This window comes from Leptospira sarikeiensis (assembly GCF_004769615.1).
GTDB lineage: Bacteria > Spirochaetota > Leptospiria > Leptospirales > Leptospiraceae > Leptospira_B > Leptospira_B sarikeiensis.
In genome coordinates, this window is sequence record NZ_RQGF01000008.1 from 138248 (window position 1) to 154520 (window position 16273).

16 protein-coding genes and 1 pseudogene are annotated in these 16273 nt (G+C 40.3%); all 17 read left to right on the plus strand.

The window, feature by feature from the left end:
- The 17 genes and pseudogenes from EHQ64_RS20345 (at nt 1) to EHQ64_RS02955 (ending at nt 16211) form a co-directional block, all read left to right on the plus strand.
- Complete coding sequence (locus EHQ64_RS20345) at nt 1–432, plus strand: hypothetical protein (RefSeq protein WP_246048549.1); 432 nt, start codon at nt 1–3, stop codon at nt 430–432.
- 193 nt (nt 433–625) lie between these two features.
- Entirely contained in the window at nt 626–1435 is an 810-nt protein-coding gene (locus EHQ64_RS02880; protein ID WP_135647995.1) for a MotA/TolQ/ExbB proton channel family protein, read from the plus strand.
- Nucleotides 1436–1466: 31 nt separating this feature from the next.
- Complete coding sequence (locus tag EHQ64_RS02885; protein WP_135647996.1) at nt 1467–1886, plus strand: ExbD/TolR family protein; 420 nt, start codon at nt 1467–1469, stop codon at nt 1884–1886.
- A gap of 3 nt (nt 1887–1889) precedes the next feature.
- Nucleotides 1890–2309 carry an ExbD/TolR family protein gene (locus EHQ64_RS02890; RefSeq protein ID WP_135647997.1) on the plus strand — a complete coding sequence of 140 codons (420 nt, stop codon included), beginning with the start codon at nt 1890–1892 and terminating at the stop codon, nt 2307–2309.
- Entirely contained in the window at nt 2306–2896 is a 591-nt protein-coding gene (locus EHQ64_RS02895) for an energy transducer TonB (RefSeq protein ID WP_135647998.1), read from the plus strand. Before EHQ64_RS02890 ends, EHQ64_RS02895 begins: the two co-directional genes overlap by 4 nt.
- 166 nt (nt 2897–3062) lie before the next feature.
- Complete coding sequence (locus tag EHQ64_RS02900; RefSeq protein WP_135647999.1) at nt 3063–4388, plus strand: spinster family MFS transporter; 1326 nt, start codon at nt 3063–3065, stop codon at nt 4386–4388.
- 355 nt (nt 4389–4743) lie between these two features.
- Nucleotides 4744–6420, plus strand: coding sequence for a hypothetical protein (locus tag EHQ64_RS02905; protein WP_135648000.1), 1677 nt, complete (start codon nt 4744–4746; stop codon nt 6418–6420).
- 18 nt (nt 6421–6438) lie between these two features.
- The gene (locus EHQ64_RS02910; RefSeq protein WP_135648001.1) at nt 6439–6894 is read left to right on the plus strand and encodes an LA_3150 family lipoprotein; all 456 of its coding nucleotides are present in this window, start codon (nt 6439–6441) and stop codon (nt 6892–6894) included.
- A 170-nt stretch (nt 6895–7064) separates the two neighbouring features.
- Nucleotides 7065–7904, plus strand: coding sequence for a phosphate ABC transporter substrate-binding protein (locus tag EHQ64_RS02915; RefSeq protein ID WP_135648002.1), 840 nt, complete (start codon nt 7065–7067; stop codon nt 7902–7904).
- Nucleotides 7905–7968: 64 nt separating this feature from the next.
- Nucleotides 7969–9018, plus strand: a complete 1050-nt coding sequence (gene pstC, locus EHQ64_RS02920) for a phosphate ABC transporter permease subunit PstC (RefSeq protein ID WP_135648003.1) — start codon at nt 7969–7971, stop codon at nt 9016–9018.
- Nucleotides 9019–9043: 25 nt separating this feature from the next.
- Entirely contained in the window at nt 9044–9988 is a 945-nt protein-coding gene (pstA, locus tag EHQ64_RS02925; RefSeq protein WP_135648004.1) for a phosphate ABC transporter permease PstA, read from the plus strand.
- A 34-nt stretch (nt 9989–10022) separates the two neighbouring features.
- A complete protein-coding gene (gene pstB, locus EHQ64_RS02930; RefSeq protein ID WP_135648005.1) occupies nt 10023–10787 on the plus strand; it encodes a phosphate ABC transporter ATP-binding protein PstB in 765 nt (254 codons plus the stop codon).
- A 169-nt stretch (nt 10788–10956) separates the two neighbouring features.
- Nucleotides 10957–11499 carry a hypothetical protein gene (locus tag EHQ64_RS02935; protein ID WP_135648006.1) on the plus strand — a complete coding sequence of 181 codons (543 nt, stop codon included), beginning with the start codon at nt 10957–10959 and terminating at the stop codon, nt 11497–11499.
- Between the two features lies 1 nt (nt 11500).
- On the plus strand, nt 11501–12577 hold the full coding sequence (locus EHQ64_RS02940) for an ATP-grasp domain-containing protein (protein WP_135648007.1): 1077 nt from the start codon (nt 11501–11503) through the stop codon (nt 12575–12577).
- A gap of 24 nt (nt 12578–12601) precedes the next feature.
- Nucleotides 12602–13810: pseudogene (locus EHQ64_RS02945) on the plus strand (adenylate/guanylate cyclase domain-containing protein); the annotation flags it as partial.
- 113 nt (nt 13811–13923) lie between these two features.
- Nucleotides 13924–15333: an MBOAT family O-acyltransferase gene (locus EHQ64_RS02950; protein WP_135648009.1), complete on the plus strand. Its 1410-nt coding sequence runs from the start codon at nt 13924–13926 to the stop codon at nt 15331–15333.
- Between the two features lie 2 nt (nt 15334–15335).
- Nucleotides 15336–16211, plus strand: a complete 876-nt coding sequence (locus tag EHQ64_RS02955) for a hypothetical protein (protein ID WP_135648010.1) — start codon at nt 15336–15338, stop codon at nt 16209–16211.
- Nucleotides 16212–16273 lie beyond the last annotated feature (62 nt).

Below are 16273 nucleotides of genomic sequence, written 5' to 3' on the forward strand. Positions count from 1 at the left end.
ATGTCCCAAGAAACAAACAAAATAATATTTAAAAGTTCCCTCTGGATTAAGATCGTTTTTCTTCCCATTCTATTTGTATCAATTACACCATTAGAAATTCGCGCTTATTTAAATGGCGAAGACCTTATGGACACGGTAAACATAATGCTCATACTATTTTTTCTAATTCTTACAATCTGCCTATATCACGAATCGCATATCGAGATCTCCCTACATCCTGAATTCATAATTTATAAAAAGGGAGTTTTCCCAAGACGGATCATTCTTAAAGAAGACATCTCCAGCATATTTAAAAAGAGTATAAATAGAAAAGCAGGGCCAGTTATTGTACTTAAGATAAAAAGAAAGGAAGAAATCCGCATTTCTCCCAATCTATTTGCAAAGGATCCTTATGAAACTTTGAGAAAATATCGATCTAATTTGGATTTTTAAAGAACCAACCCGCTCGGATGAACCGGAGTGCCACTCCCTCACTATTACAATCCCGCATCAGCCCTTACGATCCTCGCCTTCCGCTCTCTTCTCCTCTTCCCCAAACTAACCAACCCGTAATCACTTCGTAATAAATATGTAACTCAAATCACGTAAAAATGTCTCATTACTTCTTATGGAGCTTCCGAAAGCTATGCATAATCGATATACTAATCTCTCCCTACGCCAATGGATCGCCATTGCACTCGTTGGAGGATTTGTCCTAACTGCAACATTACCTACTTTTTCCCAAGACGCAGCACCTACTGACGCAAATAAAACCGAACAACCAGCTGCAGAGCAACCTGCTCCAGCGCCCGCTCCTGAAAAAAGTGGAACATGGGGATTCGTAGACCTTTTCAATAAAGGTGGATGGACAATGTATCCATTGGCACTTTCTTCCATCATCGCTCTTGCAATTATTTTTGAAAGGATCTACTTCCTCACTACTTCCAAACTTCTTCCAAAAGGATTTAATATCGATTTGGGAGAAAAAGTGGACGAGAAAGGATTTGATGGAGCAAAAGAATTCATCGATGCAAATCCTTCTTACAAGATCTCTGATATTCTTAAAAACGGGATCGACGTATCTGCAGGAAACGCTGAAATTTTCGCAAAAGGGATCGAGAGAGAAGCGGCGGAAGTGATCGTAGTTCTGGAAAGAGGACTTGTGATCTTAGCTGCAGTTTCCACAATCGCACCTTTGATCGGGTTCTTAGGAACCGTTTCCGGTATGATCAACGCGTTCGACGCGATCGCAAATGCGGACCAAGTAAACGCGAAAGTGGTAGCGGGCGGTATTAAAGAAGCTCTTATCACCACTGCGGCAGGTTTGATCATCGCAATTCCTGCAATGACTTTCCACCAATACCTTACTTCCAGGATCGACGGATTCACTTCCGAAGTAGAAGAAGCTGCAAATAGAATTTATAAAGAATTCCTAAAACGTAACGCAAGGGCTTAATACTTAGTTCTTCCAATTAGGAATTCAGAATATGATTCAGCTTAAGAAAAAAAGAGGTTTGGAAGAGATTTCCGCCTCTTCCATGTCGGATATCGCGTTCCTTCTCCTTGTATTTTTCATGGTAACCGCGGTGTTCTTCGTTAAGGAAGGTTTGAATATTCAACTTCCTCGTAAGAACTCCAACCCTACCCTGATCCTAAGAGAGAATATCTACGAGATTCTGGTGGCCGGAGATACGGTTAAGATGAGAAACAAGGCTCTCGGTAATAGAGATTATAAGGATCTAAAAGAATTCAGAAAAGATCTGAACGATATAGAAATCCCGAATATCGACGAGAAAGTGGCTCTAATCAAAACGACCGGCGAAACGAAGTACGGAAATATGTTGGATGCTCTCTCTGCTGTTCAGTTGAGAGGATTCAAACAGGTCTCCGTTAAAAGATTAAAATAAGATATGGCACTTAAAAAGAAAAAAGCTCCACCTTCTATTCCGGTCAGCTCCATGGCCGATATCGCCTTTCTTCTTTTGGTATTCTTCATGGTGACTTCGGTCCTGGATACGGATCCCGATCTTCCCATTGCTCTTCCCGACGTTCCAGGCGGAGAACAGCTAAATAAGAAAATCGCGAACCTTTATCTAAGTGCGGATAAGGACAAGTCCATTTACTTTAACCAAGTAAAGATGCCTTTGAACGAAGCGATCAATAACGTTCGCGCTAAACTGACTACTACTCCCGATCTAAAAGTCCTGATCCATGCGGATAAAGAACTGAATTATGCGGATCTGGATAATGTTTTCGAATTATTGAAAGAAGCAGGGGCATTAAAAGTTTCCCTGGTTACCAAGACTACCCAAGGTGGAGGACTGAAATGAACCAAGTTGCAGCGCCTCCTTCTTCCAAAAAACGTTCGGCTCTTCGTAGATTCGTAGATCGTTATAGAATGGAGACCTTTTTAGGTTCTTCAGCCTTTCTACAAATTGCTGCCCTACTATTTTGGTACACTCCTCCGAATAGTTATGATCATTTGGACAAACTCATAGACGAAGTTGCTTTCGTTGAGAATTTAGTGATCCAAGATCCAAACGTAGGAGAAGCTCCTGACGATGGAGAGTTCGAAGTAACAGATACTCTTAAAAAGAAAGAAGACGCAAGGATTGCAGGAGCTCAGGATGCTATCGTTTCCGGAGCTACGGCACCGGTGGATCTTTCTCCGAATGTTCAACCTGAATATACTAAAGATGCTCAATCTGCAGGTATAGGCGGGACATTGACCTTAGAAGTGATCATTGCGGATACCGGAGAAGTTTTAAGAGTTCGTAATATAGGAAAAACCTTAGGTTACGGATTGGAAGAATCCGCGATCCAAGCCTTCTATAAGAAAAGATACTCACCTTCCGTTTTGGACGGAAAAAAGATAACCGTAAAGGTTTACGTTCCGGTCCGTTTCTCCCTTTATTGATAATATCTTCTTCTTCCAATCGGAAGAAGAAGTTCTAATTTCACACCTAACACCCGTTCATTATTTATCTATTATATTTTATCCCAAAACAGTCGTTCGAATTACAATTTTATGATTTGATTTTTGTTTCGTACCTGAGCCAATTCCGGCCTGGGAGAATATATAAATGGAATCAAATTCGAATCAATCAAAGTACGCCTGGAGAATACTAATCCTTTTATTCTTTGCGAATCTTTTAAACTTTTTCGATAGAACAATACCTGCGATCATTATAGAACCGATCCGTCACGAATGGGATCTAACGGATCTTCAATTAGGTATAGTAGGATCCGCGTTTACTATCATTTACGCGATCGCCGGATTACCTCTAGGAAGATTGGCGGATACAGGGACCAGAAAGAAGATCATCGGTTGGGGTCTTGCAGTTTGGAGCGGGTTTACTGCATTGAACGGTTATGCTTGGAATTATTTTTCTTTTGTCTTGGTAAGAATGGGAGTCGGGATCGGAGAAGCAAGTTATGCTCCCGCTGCAAATTCGCTCATCGGAGACCTATTTCCCTCTCATAAAAGAGCAAGAGCAGTCGGAATTTTCATGCTCGGATTACCTTTAGGACTTGTACTCGCGTTTTTTACGATAGGCGCTCTTGTGAAAGCATTCGGAAGTTGGAGAGCTCCGTTCTTCATAGCAGCCATTCCCGGTATTCTTCTATCCATTTTCTTTTTCTTCATTAAAGAACCGGAAAGAGGAGCCGCAGAATCCGTACAGATCTCTCAAACAAAACCTGAACAACCGATCCGTAAAGTACTTAGAATTCCGACCATGTGGTGGATCATTCTTTCCGGATTAACTTTCAATTTTGCCGCATACGCAGTGAATAGTTTTCTAGTTTCACTTCTCCAAAGATTTTTCCATTTCACTCTGGTCAAAGCAGCTGTGACTACAGGTTTTATTGTTGGGATCACAGGTTTAGTCGGACTTACTGTAGGCGGTTGGATCGCAGATAAGATCCATCAAAGATCTGAGAAAGGTCGTTTACTTTTCGGCGCCTTAGCACTCTTCATTTCAGGAATTCTGATCTTGCTTTCTCTTCTTCAGACGGAAGAATTAGTATTAGCATTTTCTCTTCTTCTCGGAGCCGGCTGGCTGCTCTCTTATAATTATTATACCTGCGTTTATCCCGCTATCCAAGATGTGATCGAGCCTCGCTTAAGAGCCACTGCAATGGCAATTTATTTCGCAGCAATGTATCTATTAGGTGGGGCCGCGGGGCCCGCAGTTGTCGGCTCACTTTCAGATTATCTGACTCGTACTGCAATGATCCAAGCAGGAGCGACTGAGATGTCGGAACAATTCAAGGCAATTGGACTGCATGATTCCTTATATTTGATCCCGGTCACCGTGCTTTTAACTTCCGTATTCGTCTTCTTAGCATCTAGAAGTTTCTCAATAGATGCAAACCGAATGAAACAGGAATTAGCATCAGGCAAATAGATCTCAGAGAACGCGTAGAGAGTAGTAAAAGACTAAGAATATAGTATGGCTCTCTACGCTGATCCTTCCTCTACTTTCCCCTAATTGTTACAATTCGAAAACAAAGCTCAGAGAATTCTCAACTATTTAGGTAAATTTTCTCGAATTCATACATTAAATACAAACATATGATTAGATATTTATGTTTTGTATCTGTAATTAGAATGATACCAAACCTGCATAAACCGGCCCTTGTGACTAAATCCTCATTATACTGTAATCATTTTGTAACCAAATAGGGGCATTCTGTTACCCGAACGTAAAATAGAATTCGCAAAGGGAAATCCTAACAAGCGAATACCAAAGGTAACTCTGAATGAACCAGAATGCAAAAAAGAGAAAGAACTTAGAGGGAGTAAAAATTCATTTTCTAATTCTTGGGCTGATCCTATTCTCTAAGTCGCTCTTCGCTCAGGCGAACTCGACGAATGATATCGCCCAAGCGGGAGGCGAGCCTCCTAAGGTAGAAAAACCGAAACCGGAAGAATTTACGATCTATGAAGATCAAGACGGGCAATTGTACACTAAGCCCGGACCAGGACGTTTTAAAAGTAAAATGGATAAGGCGATCAATAAGAGCGACCCTAAATTCAATGCTTATCCAAATCATCTAACTAGTAGACCCGACGAACCTCAGAAAGAAAGACTGACTATCACAGGCAGGATCCAATTTAGAGGGATTTCCGCTCAGACAGGTTCTAATTATAATAATGGGAACGGGGATTTTAATTCAGTAGATTGGAACTTCAGACGTCTTCGTTTGGGACTTCAATACCAAGGAAATTCTTGGTGGGGAATGGCCTTGAACATCCGTGGTGAAAACATGTTGAATGCTCCATATCTCACCCAATCAAAAAACGCGACCGGAGAAGTAACGAACGTTTCCCTAAGAGAAGGTAGAGGTTATATTCAAGAAGCTTTACTTTTTGTGAATATTCCAATTTTAGGTGCGAGATTGAGTTTTGGCCAGCTGCCTACTCAATTCCACAGGGAATACCTGATGTCTTCTGCAAACTTCATCGCATTAGAACGTTCTTATATGACAAACGCTTACCCACAATTCGATATGGGAGTAAACTTAAGACTCTCTCCTTTAAAGGATTTTTTCGAAGGGAAATACGAAAGATATCTTACGATCGATCTGATGGCAGGAAACGGACACGGTGGTGGCGGAGACTATGGTACTGGTAGACGCCAAGATCTAACTGTTGCGGGAAGACCGAATCAACCGATCTTAAACTCCCCTCTTTACTTCGCAAGGGTTCAATGGAACGTACTTGGAGGTTTAGTAAAAGAGAATGGAAGCAATGTAGGATGGCAAGAAGGAGAAGAAATTTTCCAAAAAGACCTTAAAATATCCTTAGGCGCCGCTACTATGCAGACCAAGAACGTAAGTTTTAGTTCCGGTCCTGCTTCCACTTTAGCAGTGGATGGAGCCATTCCAAGAGGAGCTCCTACACAATATCTTCTAACCACTCAAACAACTGCGGATAATAGCACTTACGATTGCACTGTTCCAAGTTACCAAACGAGCTATTGCCAAAAAAATCTGGATTTAAGAGGATATACGTACGACGGAACTATGAGCTGGAACGGTTTCTATCTGAGCGGAGCTTATACCACTTATACAGGAGCTGCGTCCAATAGCCTCTCCGGATGGCAGGCAACCGTCGGATACAATATCCAAATCTTCGATAAATACTATATTATGCCCGTATTCAGATACGATTTCCTAAAAGGAGATTTTAATCGCAACGGCAAGATCGAAGAGACTGATTTGAAAAAATACTATTGGGTGGGTTTAAATCTTTTCGGAGACAAACACTTATTCAAAGCGCAGTTATTCTACCAAATCCCTGTTTTAAAACTGGGAATAGATCCGATCACAAGAGAGCCTGAAACTGTCAATAATCAAACGATCTATTTCCAACTCCAGGCGACATTCTGGACCGGAATGGTAACCCCGGACCAATTAAATACAAGATTAGATTAAGAGGACTAGGAAATTTTTATGAAATCTAAACTTAAATTCATCCTTCCTATTTTAGGATTCTTGGCGATTTCTTGTTCTTCAAATAAAACGGAAGATTCCGCCTTGCTTACTGCATTAGTTGGAACTCCTGACGACGGAAACAAATCGATCGTAGTTGTGGAAGTTGCAGGTAACTTTACGGATTATACCGGAGAATGTTACGATAGTTTTACTGTACTTGGAGTTTCTAATAGCCAGATCTCTCCGACCAACTATTATACTTACATAATGTTTGGTCATTCGCTGGATACCGAGCTTAGAAAGTCAGCTCTTTCTAGTTCTACCTGCTCCTCTTTAGGATTTTTAGGATCGGGGATCCCGACAAATGCGACCCCTGTAAACTTTAAATACTATACCTGTGATCCGAATTTAGGCCAAGCGGGCGGAAATTGCGGTGACAAAATCAAGACTGCAGTAGGATTTCCTACAGATTAATGGACCAAAGTTCCCGGTAATTCCGGGAACTTCTTCATTTTCGTAGAATGCGTTAAAATGCCGTTTCCATGCGATAGAATCGAGTGTATCAGGATTGTAATATTCGAGAAATCAGTTCGTAACGGTTTGTATTTATGATTCAAAAATATTTCAGGAGAAATATCAAAGAGATGAAAAAGATAGGTTTAAGACTTTCTGTCTTATTAGTTTTAGTTCTTTCTTCATTTTCCGTATCCGGGGAAGAGAAAAAGACAATTACGATCAAAGGATCCGATACAATGGTTATCCTAGTCCAAAAATGGACGGAAACCTTTCCGGATAAATCCGTTCAATTCCAAGTTACTGGAGGGGGTTCCGGTACCGGAATTGCAGCTCTAATCAACGGAACTACGGATATTTGCTCCGCTTCTCGTCCACTTAAACCTCAAGAAATCCAACAGCTAAAAGAAAAATACAATTCCAACGGCGTGGAGATCAAAGTGGCAATTGACGGGCTTTCTATTTATGCAAATAAGAAAAACCCAGTTGCAAAGCTGACTATCGAAGAAATCCGCAAAGTTTTTACAGGAAAGATCACCAACTGGAAAGAATTAGGCGGAGAAGATCATAAAATCGTTCTTTACAGCAGGGAAAATAACTCTGGAACTTACGAATACTTTAAGGATCATGTCCTGGAAAAACAGGATTTTGATGCTTCCGTTCAGCATATGGTAGGAACAGCTGCACTTGTTAACGCGATCTCTAAAGACAAATGGGGAATCGGTTACGGTGGAGCAGCTTACGCTGCCGGAGTGAAGGACATCGCAGTCGCTGCGGATGCAAATTCCAAAGCCGAACTTCCTACAGAAGCGAATATCCTTTCAAATAAATATCCGATCTCCAGATATCTGTATTTTTATCTGAGAGAAGCTCCAAAGGATCAAACTAAAAAGTTTATCGATTGGATCATCGGAAAAGACGGACAAAAAGTAGTGAAGGACGTAGGTTACTTCCCTCTTAAGAAAAAATAATATCTAATAGGTCGGCTCTCGGGAACGAGAGCCGATCCTAAATCCAAAATTTGGAATATCCTAAATGAGCAAACTCGATCCTCTGCTGAGATATCTATTACATCCGAGCAGAAGAAAAATAGACATCTTCGCAGAAACCTTGGTAAAAGGGATCGCAGCGACCTCCATCCTGATCATTCTTCTAATTTTTTTCTTCGTTTTTAGAGAAGCTTCTTCCCTATTCTTCTCGAGCCCTTCTTCGTCTTCTTCCATCGAACAAACCACGAATGATGCTCCAACCGAATACAATCCGGACGGAGATACTTTGGAAATTGCAAAGACTGAAACGATTCCCGTCCCTGAACCGGAAAAACTTTCCTTATTCGAAAATCTTGTGAGCAAGATCTGGCAACCGGTTTCTTCCGTTCCTAAATTCGGAATACTTCCTTTAATCGTAGGAACTGCTAAAACTACGTTTATTGCAATCTTACTCGGAGCTCCTTTGGCGATCTTGGCGGCATTAAATATCACTTTTTTTGTTCCGAGAAGAGTAAGAGAAATAGTTAAACCTGCGATCGAAATGCTTGCAAACTTTCCTTCCGTAGTGATCGGATTTTTTTGTTTAATGGATGTTGCGACCGTAGTAAAAGCAACATTCGATATTGATTTTAGATTGAACGCTCTTACTGGAGGGATCGGCCTCGCTCTTGCAGTTACTCCGATCATCTTCACCGTAGCGGAAGACGCTCTTAGTACAGTTCCCCAATCTTATAGGCAGGCTTCCTTAGCTTTAGGAGCCACGGAATGGCAAACTGCTTATAGAGTGATGCTTCCAGCGGCACTACCCGGTGTTTTCGCAGCAGTTCTTTTAGGGGTCGGCCGTGCATTTGGTGAGACAATGATCGCACTAATGGCAACCGGGAACGCCCCTATGATGAGTTTCGGGGTCTTTGACCCGAGCAGGACTTTTGCAGCCACTATCGGCGCGGAAATGGGAGAAGTTATCTGGGGATCAGAACATTATAATATTCTGTTTTTCCTAGGGGTGCTACTTTTCCTTTTCACTTTTACCTTGAATGCAATCACTGAGTTATACGTTAAAAAGAAACTCATGAAAAAATTCCAAGGCTCCTAATACGAATAAGATTTGGTAAACCTCTTTGAAATGGAAAAAAGTCAGACTTAAAAGAAGAAGGATCATTAGAGACAAGATTTATTCCGTTCTTGCTTGGGGAGCCCCGATGCTTGCGACCGGACTCATCTTATCTGCAATCCTTCTAATGCTCGGAAATATATTTTATAAAGGTATTTCGGGAGTGAACTGGGAATTTTTGACCGAATCTCCAAGGAATAATAACCTGGAGGGAGGTATTTTCCCAGCGATCTACGGAACAGTATATCTTGTTTTCATAATGATCCTTTTTAGTATTCCGATCGGGACAGCTACAGGGATCTTTCTTTCCGAATATACCGCCAGGGATTCCAAGTTCGCTATGACCGTTCGTTTTGCGATCAATACTTTGGCAGGAGTTCCTTCCATCGTATTCGGCTTGTTTGGAGTCGGATTTTTTATCCAATTCATCGGAAAAGGAATGGATTACGTTGCGAATAACTCCACTCCGATCTGGGGAAAACCAGCTTTGATCTGGGCAGCGGCAACACTTGCAATCCTTACATTACCAGTAGTGATCATTTCTGTAGAAGAAACGATGAGAAGTATTCCGAGAGAAATGAGAGAATCGAGCTTAGCACTCGGCGCTACTAAATGGCAGACGATCTGGAAACTCATCCTTCCAAATTCCTTAACCGGGATCTTGACTGGAGCAATTTTAGCAATAGGAAGAGGAGCCGGAGAAGTAGCACCGATCCTATTTGTAGGAGTAGTATATTCCTTACCGGAACTACCCTCTCATCTTTCCGATCAATTCATGCAGTTAGGATATCACCTATTCGTTCTCGCGACCCAGTCTCCGGACGTGGATGCTGCGATGCCGAAACAATATGCTACCACTGTAGTTCTACTTACTCTTACTTTCGGAATGAGTTTCTTTGCGACCTTCCTAAGATACAGGATCCGAAGATCAAGGAGCAGTTCCCATGTATAATGTTTTTATTGTGAATGCGAGGAGTTAATCGCAGATGAAAGATACAAAAATAAAAATCAAATCCCGCCATTTCAATTTTTTCTACGGAGAGAACCAGGCTCTGCACGATATCTCCTTGGAAATACAATCCAAAAAAGTGACCGCTTTTATCGGACCTTCCGGTTGTGGTAAATCCACTTTCCTACGTTCGATCAATCGTATGAACGACGTGATCGATAGTTCTAAAATAAACGGCAAACTGGAAATAGACGGGATCAATATTTACGATCCTCTAATGAATGTCGTAGAGCTTAGAAAAAGGGTCGGAATGGTATTTCAAAAATCATTCCCGTTTCCAAAATCTATCTACGAAAATATCGCTTATGGATTAAAATTGAACGGTAAAGTTTCCAAAGACGAAATGGATCATATCGTTGAAGAAAGTTTGAGAAAATCCGCTTTATGGAAAGAAGTCAAAGATAGATTGAACGATAGCGCTTTAGGTCTTTCCGGTGGACAACAACAAAGACTTTGTATTGCAAGAGCGATTGCAATGAATCCTGAAGTGATCCTTATGGATGAGCCTTGCTCCGCATTAGATCCGATTTCCACGAAAAAGGTGGAAGAGTTTATCTCTGAATTTAAGGATTCTTATACGATCGTGATCGTTACTCATAATATGCAACAAGCTGCCAGGGTAAGCGATTATACAGGATTCTTTTATATGGGTCGTTTAGTGGAATTCGATACTACTAAAAAAATGTTCCACGACCCTTCCAAAAAGGAAACCGAAGATTATATTTCCGGAAAGTTCGGTTAACCAAAAGAAATTTTTTCCTATCATCTGCCGGCTATAGCCGGCTTTTTTTTGCCCTTCTCGATCCTTAAACCCTCTTTTCTTTATACTTTTTATCCCAAAGAGAAATTCGTAATGGAAAAATCTTTTTATTCATGTAACCTACTGGGACCGAAATCCGAAGTTCTCCGCGATGTACCAAACACAACCTGCATTAGTTGGATCGATCGAATCCTTGTTTCAAAGGCTAGCGGATTTACTTTTAAAGATCTCAGATAAAAACTATACAAAACCTTTACAATTATTGTCGGGAGCAACCGTAGGAAAGCAGGTCCGCCATTGCTTAGAAGTTGCCGAAACACTTGTATCAGGCTTTGGTTCCGATTTAATCTCCTACGATCAAAGAGCAAGAAATCCTATTTACGAAAACTCTCCCAAAGCCACAGCGGAAAGGATATTGGAACTTGCGAAAGAATTCAATCGTATCGATTGGGAGGGTGATATAAAAGTGTCTTACCTTGTAGATCCTAACTCCGGAATAGAGAATATATTAGATTCTTCTTGGGAAAGGGAATTGTTATACGTTCAAGAACATACTATTCACCACGAAGCGATCATTCGTGTGGCGTTAGAGCATATGGGCTTTGAAGATATACCGGAAAGTTTCGGGTTCGCAATTTCTACTTTGCAATACAATAGCTCTAGACCATTACTCGCTTGGGATCCGGTCATTTAGTATGTTAGAATCCCAAACCGAACAAGATCTACTGCGCCAATCGGACAGTATGGAATTTTGGCCGACTTGGAAATTATATCTACCTCTAATTCCTTATATCGTATTCGAATCGTTTCGCTCCATACGCCTTGGATCGTTAAGCTCTTTAGGTTTCGGTTCTATCTCTGCAGCAAATCCTGCCATCCCTCTTGGAGGATTAGTCGGAGAATCTAAAGCACAGATATTAAATAACATAAAGTCTGAATCAGTCCTCAAATTCTTTTTTATACCGAAAGATTCCAAAAATCCGGAAACCATTTTAGAAAAAATGAATTCTCTTGGATTAGAATTTCCTATCATCCTCAAACCGGATTCAGGACAAAGAGGACAAGGAGTAAGAAAGATCAAAAACTCTTTCGAGTTGGAAAACTATCTAAAAGAATCGAATGTGGACCTACTCGTTCAAGAATATCATCCTGGTCCGTTTGAGGTAGGGATCTTTTACTATAGGTTCCCGAATGAAGAAAAAGGGAGAATTTTCTCTATCACTAGGAAAGTATTTCCTAGAGTAACCGGAGACGGTATCTCGGCTCTTAAAACTTTGATCGAGGATCATCCTAGGTTCAAACTTCAAAAAGAAAAATTTAGAGCTAGATTTTCAGGAATTTGGGAAGAAGTTTTGCCCAAAGGAAAAACGATCTCATTGTCGGAAGCCGGGAATCATTGTCAAGGGACCTTGTTCTTGGACGGTTCGGAATGGATCACTCCGGAATTGGAAGAAAGTATAGATAAGATCTCTTTTACTTTTCCGGGATTTTATTTTGGAAGATATGATATTCGATTCTCTTCCTTACAAAACTTTTTGCAAGGCAAGGATTTGCATATTGTGGAACTAAATGGAGTCACTTCCGAGTCCACGAACTTATACGATCCTAGATTTTCACTGAAGGAAAGATATTCCATCCTATTTTCTCAATGGAAAATTCTCTTTAAAATTTCCAGACAGTCCAAGGGAAAACGTGCAGGTCTATTTTCCATTTTAAAAGCATTATATAATTTTTATTTAGGGGATAGGATTATCTCCGACCTTTCCAGTTAGGGCTTTCAGATTTGGGTGGATCGTATGAAACAGAAACTTGTCCGATTGATTTATCTAATTTTTGGAGATCCTAAAAAGAATTCCTTAGAGCATAGGCTTTTCAACGCGATCTCTTTGGTAAACGGAAGCCTGAATATATTAGGTTCTATTTTTGAAGAAAAGACAGAATATTCCCATCGGGTGATATTCTTAAATCTGGTTTCCGGGCTAATCCTTTTAGCAATGTATTATTTTTCCAGGGTAAAGAGCATCTATTACGTTCTATTCTGGCCTTTAAACCTAACAATATTGATATTCCTTTCTTCACTCTGGTTTTTGCACGGAGGATCCAACGGAGGGAATCATTATTACTTCATACCTGCCTTAGTGATTGCCACCATATTATTAAAAAACCATAATATTATTTTAATCTATGCGTTCTATGCATTCATAACAGGTTCACTTTATCTGATCGAGTATATATATCCGAATCTGATCGTCCCTCAAAAAGATAGAGATTCTGAATACATGGACTTGGGCGGGAATTATCTGTTTGTGCAAATATTGACCGGTATATTAATTTTTATCTTAAGTCGAAATCTGAACATAGAAAGAAAAAAATCTGATAATCTACTTCGAAATATTCTTCCGGAATCTATCGCTGAAGAATTAAAGATGAACGATTCCGTCCAACCGAAAAGATATGAAAGCGTAACTGTACTTTTTACGGATATGGCCGGTTTCACTCAGATCGCCGAAAAAATGAGCCCGGAAGAACTTGTAGGAGAACTTCATTATTTCTTTGCGGAATTCGATAAGATCGCTAAAAAATACGGTTTGGAAAAGATCAAAACCATCGGGGATTCCTATATGGCTGCTGGAGGACTTCCTACACAAAATCATACTCATGCGAGAGACGCGGTTTTTTGCGGCTTAGAATTTCAGGAATTTATGAAAAAGCATAAGGAAGAGAAACTAAAATTAGGTCTTCCTACATGGGAATTACGTTTAGGGATACATACTGGGAGTGTAGTCGCAGGAGTGATCGGAACTGAAAAGTTTGCCTACGATATATGGGGAGATACGGTCAATACAGCTAGTAGAATGGAAAGTTCAGGAGTCCCAGGTGAAGTAAATATCTCCAAAGACACTTTCCATTTTGTAAGAGAAGATTTTATCTGCGAGCCAAGAGGGCTCATCAAAGCCAAAAACAAGGGAGAGATCGAGATGTTTTTAGTCAAGGCGGCAAGAGAACAGGAAGAAGAGCAGATAAGAACCTAGTCCTGAAATATTTTGGAAAACGATCCTATTGCTCCTTGACCTAAGAATTCCAGGAAAGAATTTGAACCAGTCAGTTCTTCTTTCCAATGAATTTTAACAGTCTCGAATTTTTCATTTTCCTACTGATCACCTTCTTCCTTTATTACCTTCCCTTTTTAAAAAGATTCCAATTAGCCACCGTAGTCGGAGCAAGTTTTTATTTCTATGCAGCCGCTGATCCTTGGCTCTTGATCCTACTCTTATTCTCCATCTTTTGGAATGCGAGTATCGTATATTTAATACAGTCTCCGGATTTTCGCTCCAAAAGATCGATCTTAGCACTCGGGGTCGTCTTAAATCTAACCGTATTATTCTTTTTTAAATATAGCGGATTATTTGCTAAAACTTTCTTAGGAAGTTCCGGCCAAGGGGATTTGCACTGGATATTTTTGATCCCTTTACCGATCGGAATTTCCTTTTATACGTTCCATGGGATCAGTATGGTCGTGGATTTTTATAGGATCGGACCTGAAATTTTTAAAGAGAAGGTCCCCTATCCGAATCTGATCTTACGCTCTTCACTTTATATAAACTTTTTCCCTCAACTCGTAGCAGGCCCCATCGTTAAGGCGAAGGAATTTTTTCCTCAGATCCAGCCCAAGTATTTTAAGGATATTCCATGGATCCAGTCTGCAAAAATCCTGATCTTGGGATATTTTTTAAAAACAGTGATCGCAGATAATCTAAATGATCTCACTTTTGTGATCGATTTCCCGTATAATACTCATCATTCTACATTCACATTGATCTTACTGATCTTTGGATATTCTGCTCAGATTTTTGCCGATTTTGCCGGATATTCTCTCATCGCGATCGGGACTGCATTTTTATTCGGATATAAACTTCCTACAAATTTCAATTTTCCTTATATATCTTCCAGCTTTTCCGAATTTTGGAGAAGATGGCATATATCTCTTTCTACATGGTTGAGAGATTACCTTTACATTCCTCTCGGAGGAAACCGGAAGGGAAATTTCAGGACCTATATAAACTTATTTCTAGTCATGGCATTAGGTGGTCTTTGGCATGGAGCGGAATGGAGATATATGGTCTGGGGAATAGGCCACGGACTACTATTATTGATAGAAAGATTTTTTGAACAGAATATCCCTTTCTCACTTCCCGGAAATAGGATCGTTTCTTTTTTAAGAGGAGGACTCGTCTTTTTAAGCGTTTCCCTACTCTGGCTTCTTTTCCGTTTACCGAATTTTGAAGTGGCATTACAATATTTGGGATTGGTAAAAACGAATCTAAACCTGGCAACCGATTGGGAACTTTGCACTTTTATAATATTCTTCTCCATTCCGGTATTCCTATATCATTTTTATGGATGGTATAAGGAAAGATCGCAAAATGAAACGAATGAAAAACTTTCGGTTATCGGATATGCGTTTTTGCTTTTTCTGATCGTTTTGAATAAGGGCCCTTCTGCGGCGTTTATCTATTTTCAGTTTTAATTATGAAATTTTTTCTAAGGCTCACTCTTCTATTTTTGATATTTTCAGGACTCTATGCGATCTTGATCCATTTTGTATCTCCGGTAAAGATCCCGAAACAAAGTTGGTGGCAGCATAATCGGGTACGAGTAGAAAGTTTTCTGACAGAAGGAAAAGACGCGAAATACGTGATCGTAGGATCTTCCATGTCGGATAGAATGTTGCCTGAACAAGATTCAGGATGGTTCAATCTTTCTTTAGTGGGAGAAGGAGGATTGACCGGGCTATCCATATTAAACCGTTCCGATTCTGTTCCTAAATTCGTATTTATAGAAGTGAATCAACTCTCTGTAAAAGAGAATGAGAAGTTTTCCAAAGAGAACACGGATCCGTTTTTCGTATTTACTCGCAGGAATTTTCCGATCTTACGTTCTGAAAAACAACCTTTGAATTATGCAGTAGGTTTTGTGATCCAATTCACGGATCGTTTCTTCCCAAAAGAGACCCAAACAAAAAATGGAACCGACGAAGAAGCTGTAAAAATTTCCAAAAAGTTAAAAGAGGATCATATCCAAGAAGTGAAACGTTGGTATGGCGCCGCCGTTGAGCAGAAAAAATTAAATGAGAGAACGGAGTATATTGCAGGTGTTCTCGGCGAATTACGTTCCAAAGGGATCCGGCCGGTTTTTTTCGAAATGCCTATGCATCCTGAAATTCTAATCTCAGCAAAGGAAACTAGAACAAGAGATTCCATTTTGAAAAAATTTCCCCCCTCCGAATATCTCTGGTTTAGAGATCAAACGACTGTGTACGAGGACAGCGACGGGCTTCACCTCACCTATCCGGAAGCAAATCGTTTCTTCCATAAATTGAAAGAATACGCTGATTCTCTTCCTTGAAAGGAGTTCCTGCCACTTCTATATTCCCATTCAATCTCATGACGTTATTTTGAATATATTAT

Coding starts and splice junctions, on each gene's coding strand:
- EHQ64_RS20345 (WP_246048549.1), top strand. CDS start 1: ATGTCCCAAGAAACAAACAAAATAATATTTAAAAGTTCCCTCTGGATT.
- EHQ64_RS02880 (WP_135647995.1), top strand. CDS start 626: ATGCATAATCGATATACTAATCTCTCCCTACGCCAATGGATCGCCATT.
- EHQ64_RS02885 (WP_135647996.1), top strand. CDS start 1,467: ATGATTCAGCTTAAGAAAAAAAGAGGTTTGGAAGAGATTTCCGCCTCT.
- EHQ64_RS02890 (WP_135647997.1), top strand. CDS start 1,890: ATGGCACTTAAAAAGAAAAAAGCTCCACCTTCTATTCCGGTCAGCTCC.
- EHQ64_RS02895 (WP_135647998.1), top strand. CDS start 2,306: ATGAACCAAGTTGCAGCGCCTCCTTCTTCCAAAAAACGTTCGGCTCTT.
- EHQ64_RS02900 (WP_135647999.1), top strand. CDS start 3,063: ATGGAATCAAATTCGAATCAATCAAAGTACGCCTGGAGAATACTAATC.
- EHQ64_RS02905 (WP_135648000.1), top strand. CDS start 4,744: ATGAACCAGAATGCAAAAAAGAGAAAGAACTTAGAGGGAGTAAAAATT.
- EHQ64_RS02910 (WP_135648001.1), top strand. CDS start 6,439: ATGAAATCTAAACTTAAATTCATCCTTCCTATTTTAGGATTCTTGGCG.
- EHQ64_RS02915 (WP_135648002.1), top strand. CDS start 7,065: ATGAAAAAGATAGGTTTAAGACTTTCTGTCTTATTAGTTTTAGTTCTT.
- pstC (WP_135648003.1), top strand. CDS start 7,969: ATGAGCAAACTCGATCCTCTGCTGAGATATCTATTACATCCGAGCAGA.
- pstB (WP_135648005.1), top strand. CDS start 10,023: ATGAAAGATACAAAAATAAAAATCAAATCCCGCCATTTCAATTTTTTC.
- EHQ64_RS02935 (WP_135648006.1), top strand. CDS start 10,957: ATGTACCAAACACAACCTGCATTAGTTGGATCGATCGAATCCTTGTTT.
- EHQ64_RS02940 (WP_135648007.1), top strand. CDS start 11,501: ATGTTAGAATCCCAAACCGAACAAGATCTACTGCGCCAATCGGACAGT.
- EHQ64_RS02950 (WP_135648009.1), top strand. CDS start 13,924: ATGAATTTTAACAGTCTCGAATTTTTCATTTTCCTACTGATCACCTTC.
- EHQ64_RS02955 (WP_135648010.1), top strand. CDS start 15,336: ATGAAATTTTTTCTAAGGCTCACTCTTCTATTTTTGATATTTTCAGGA.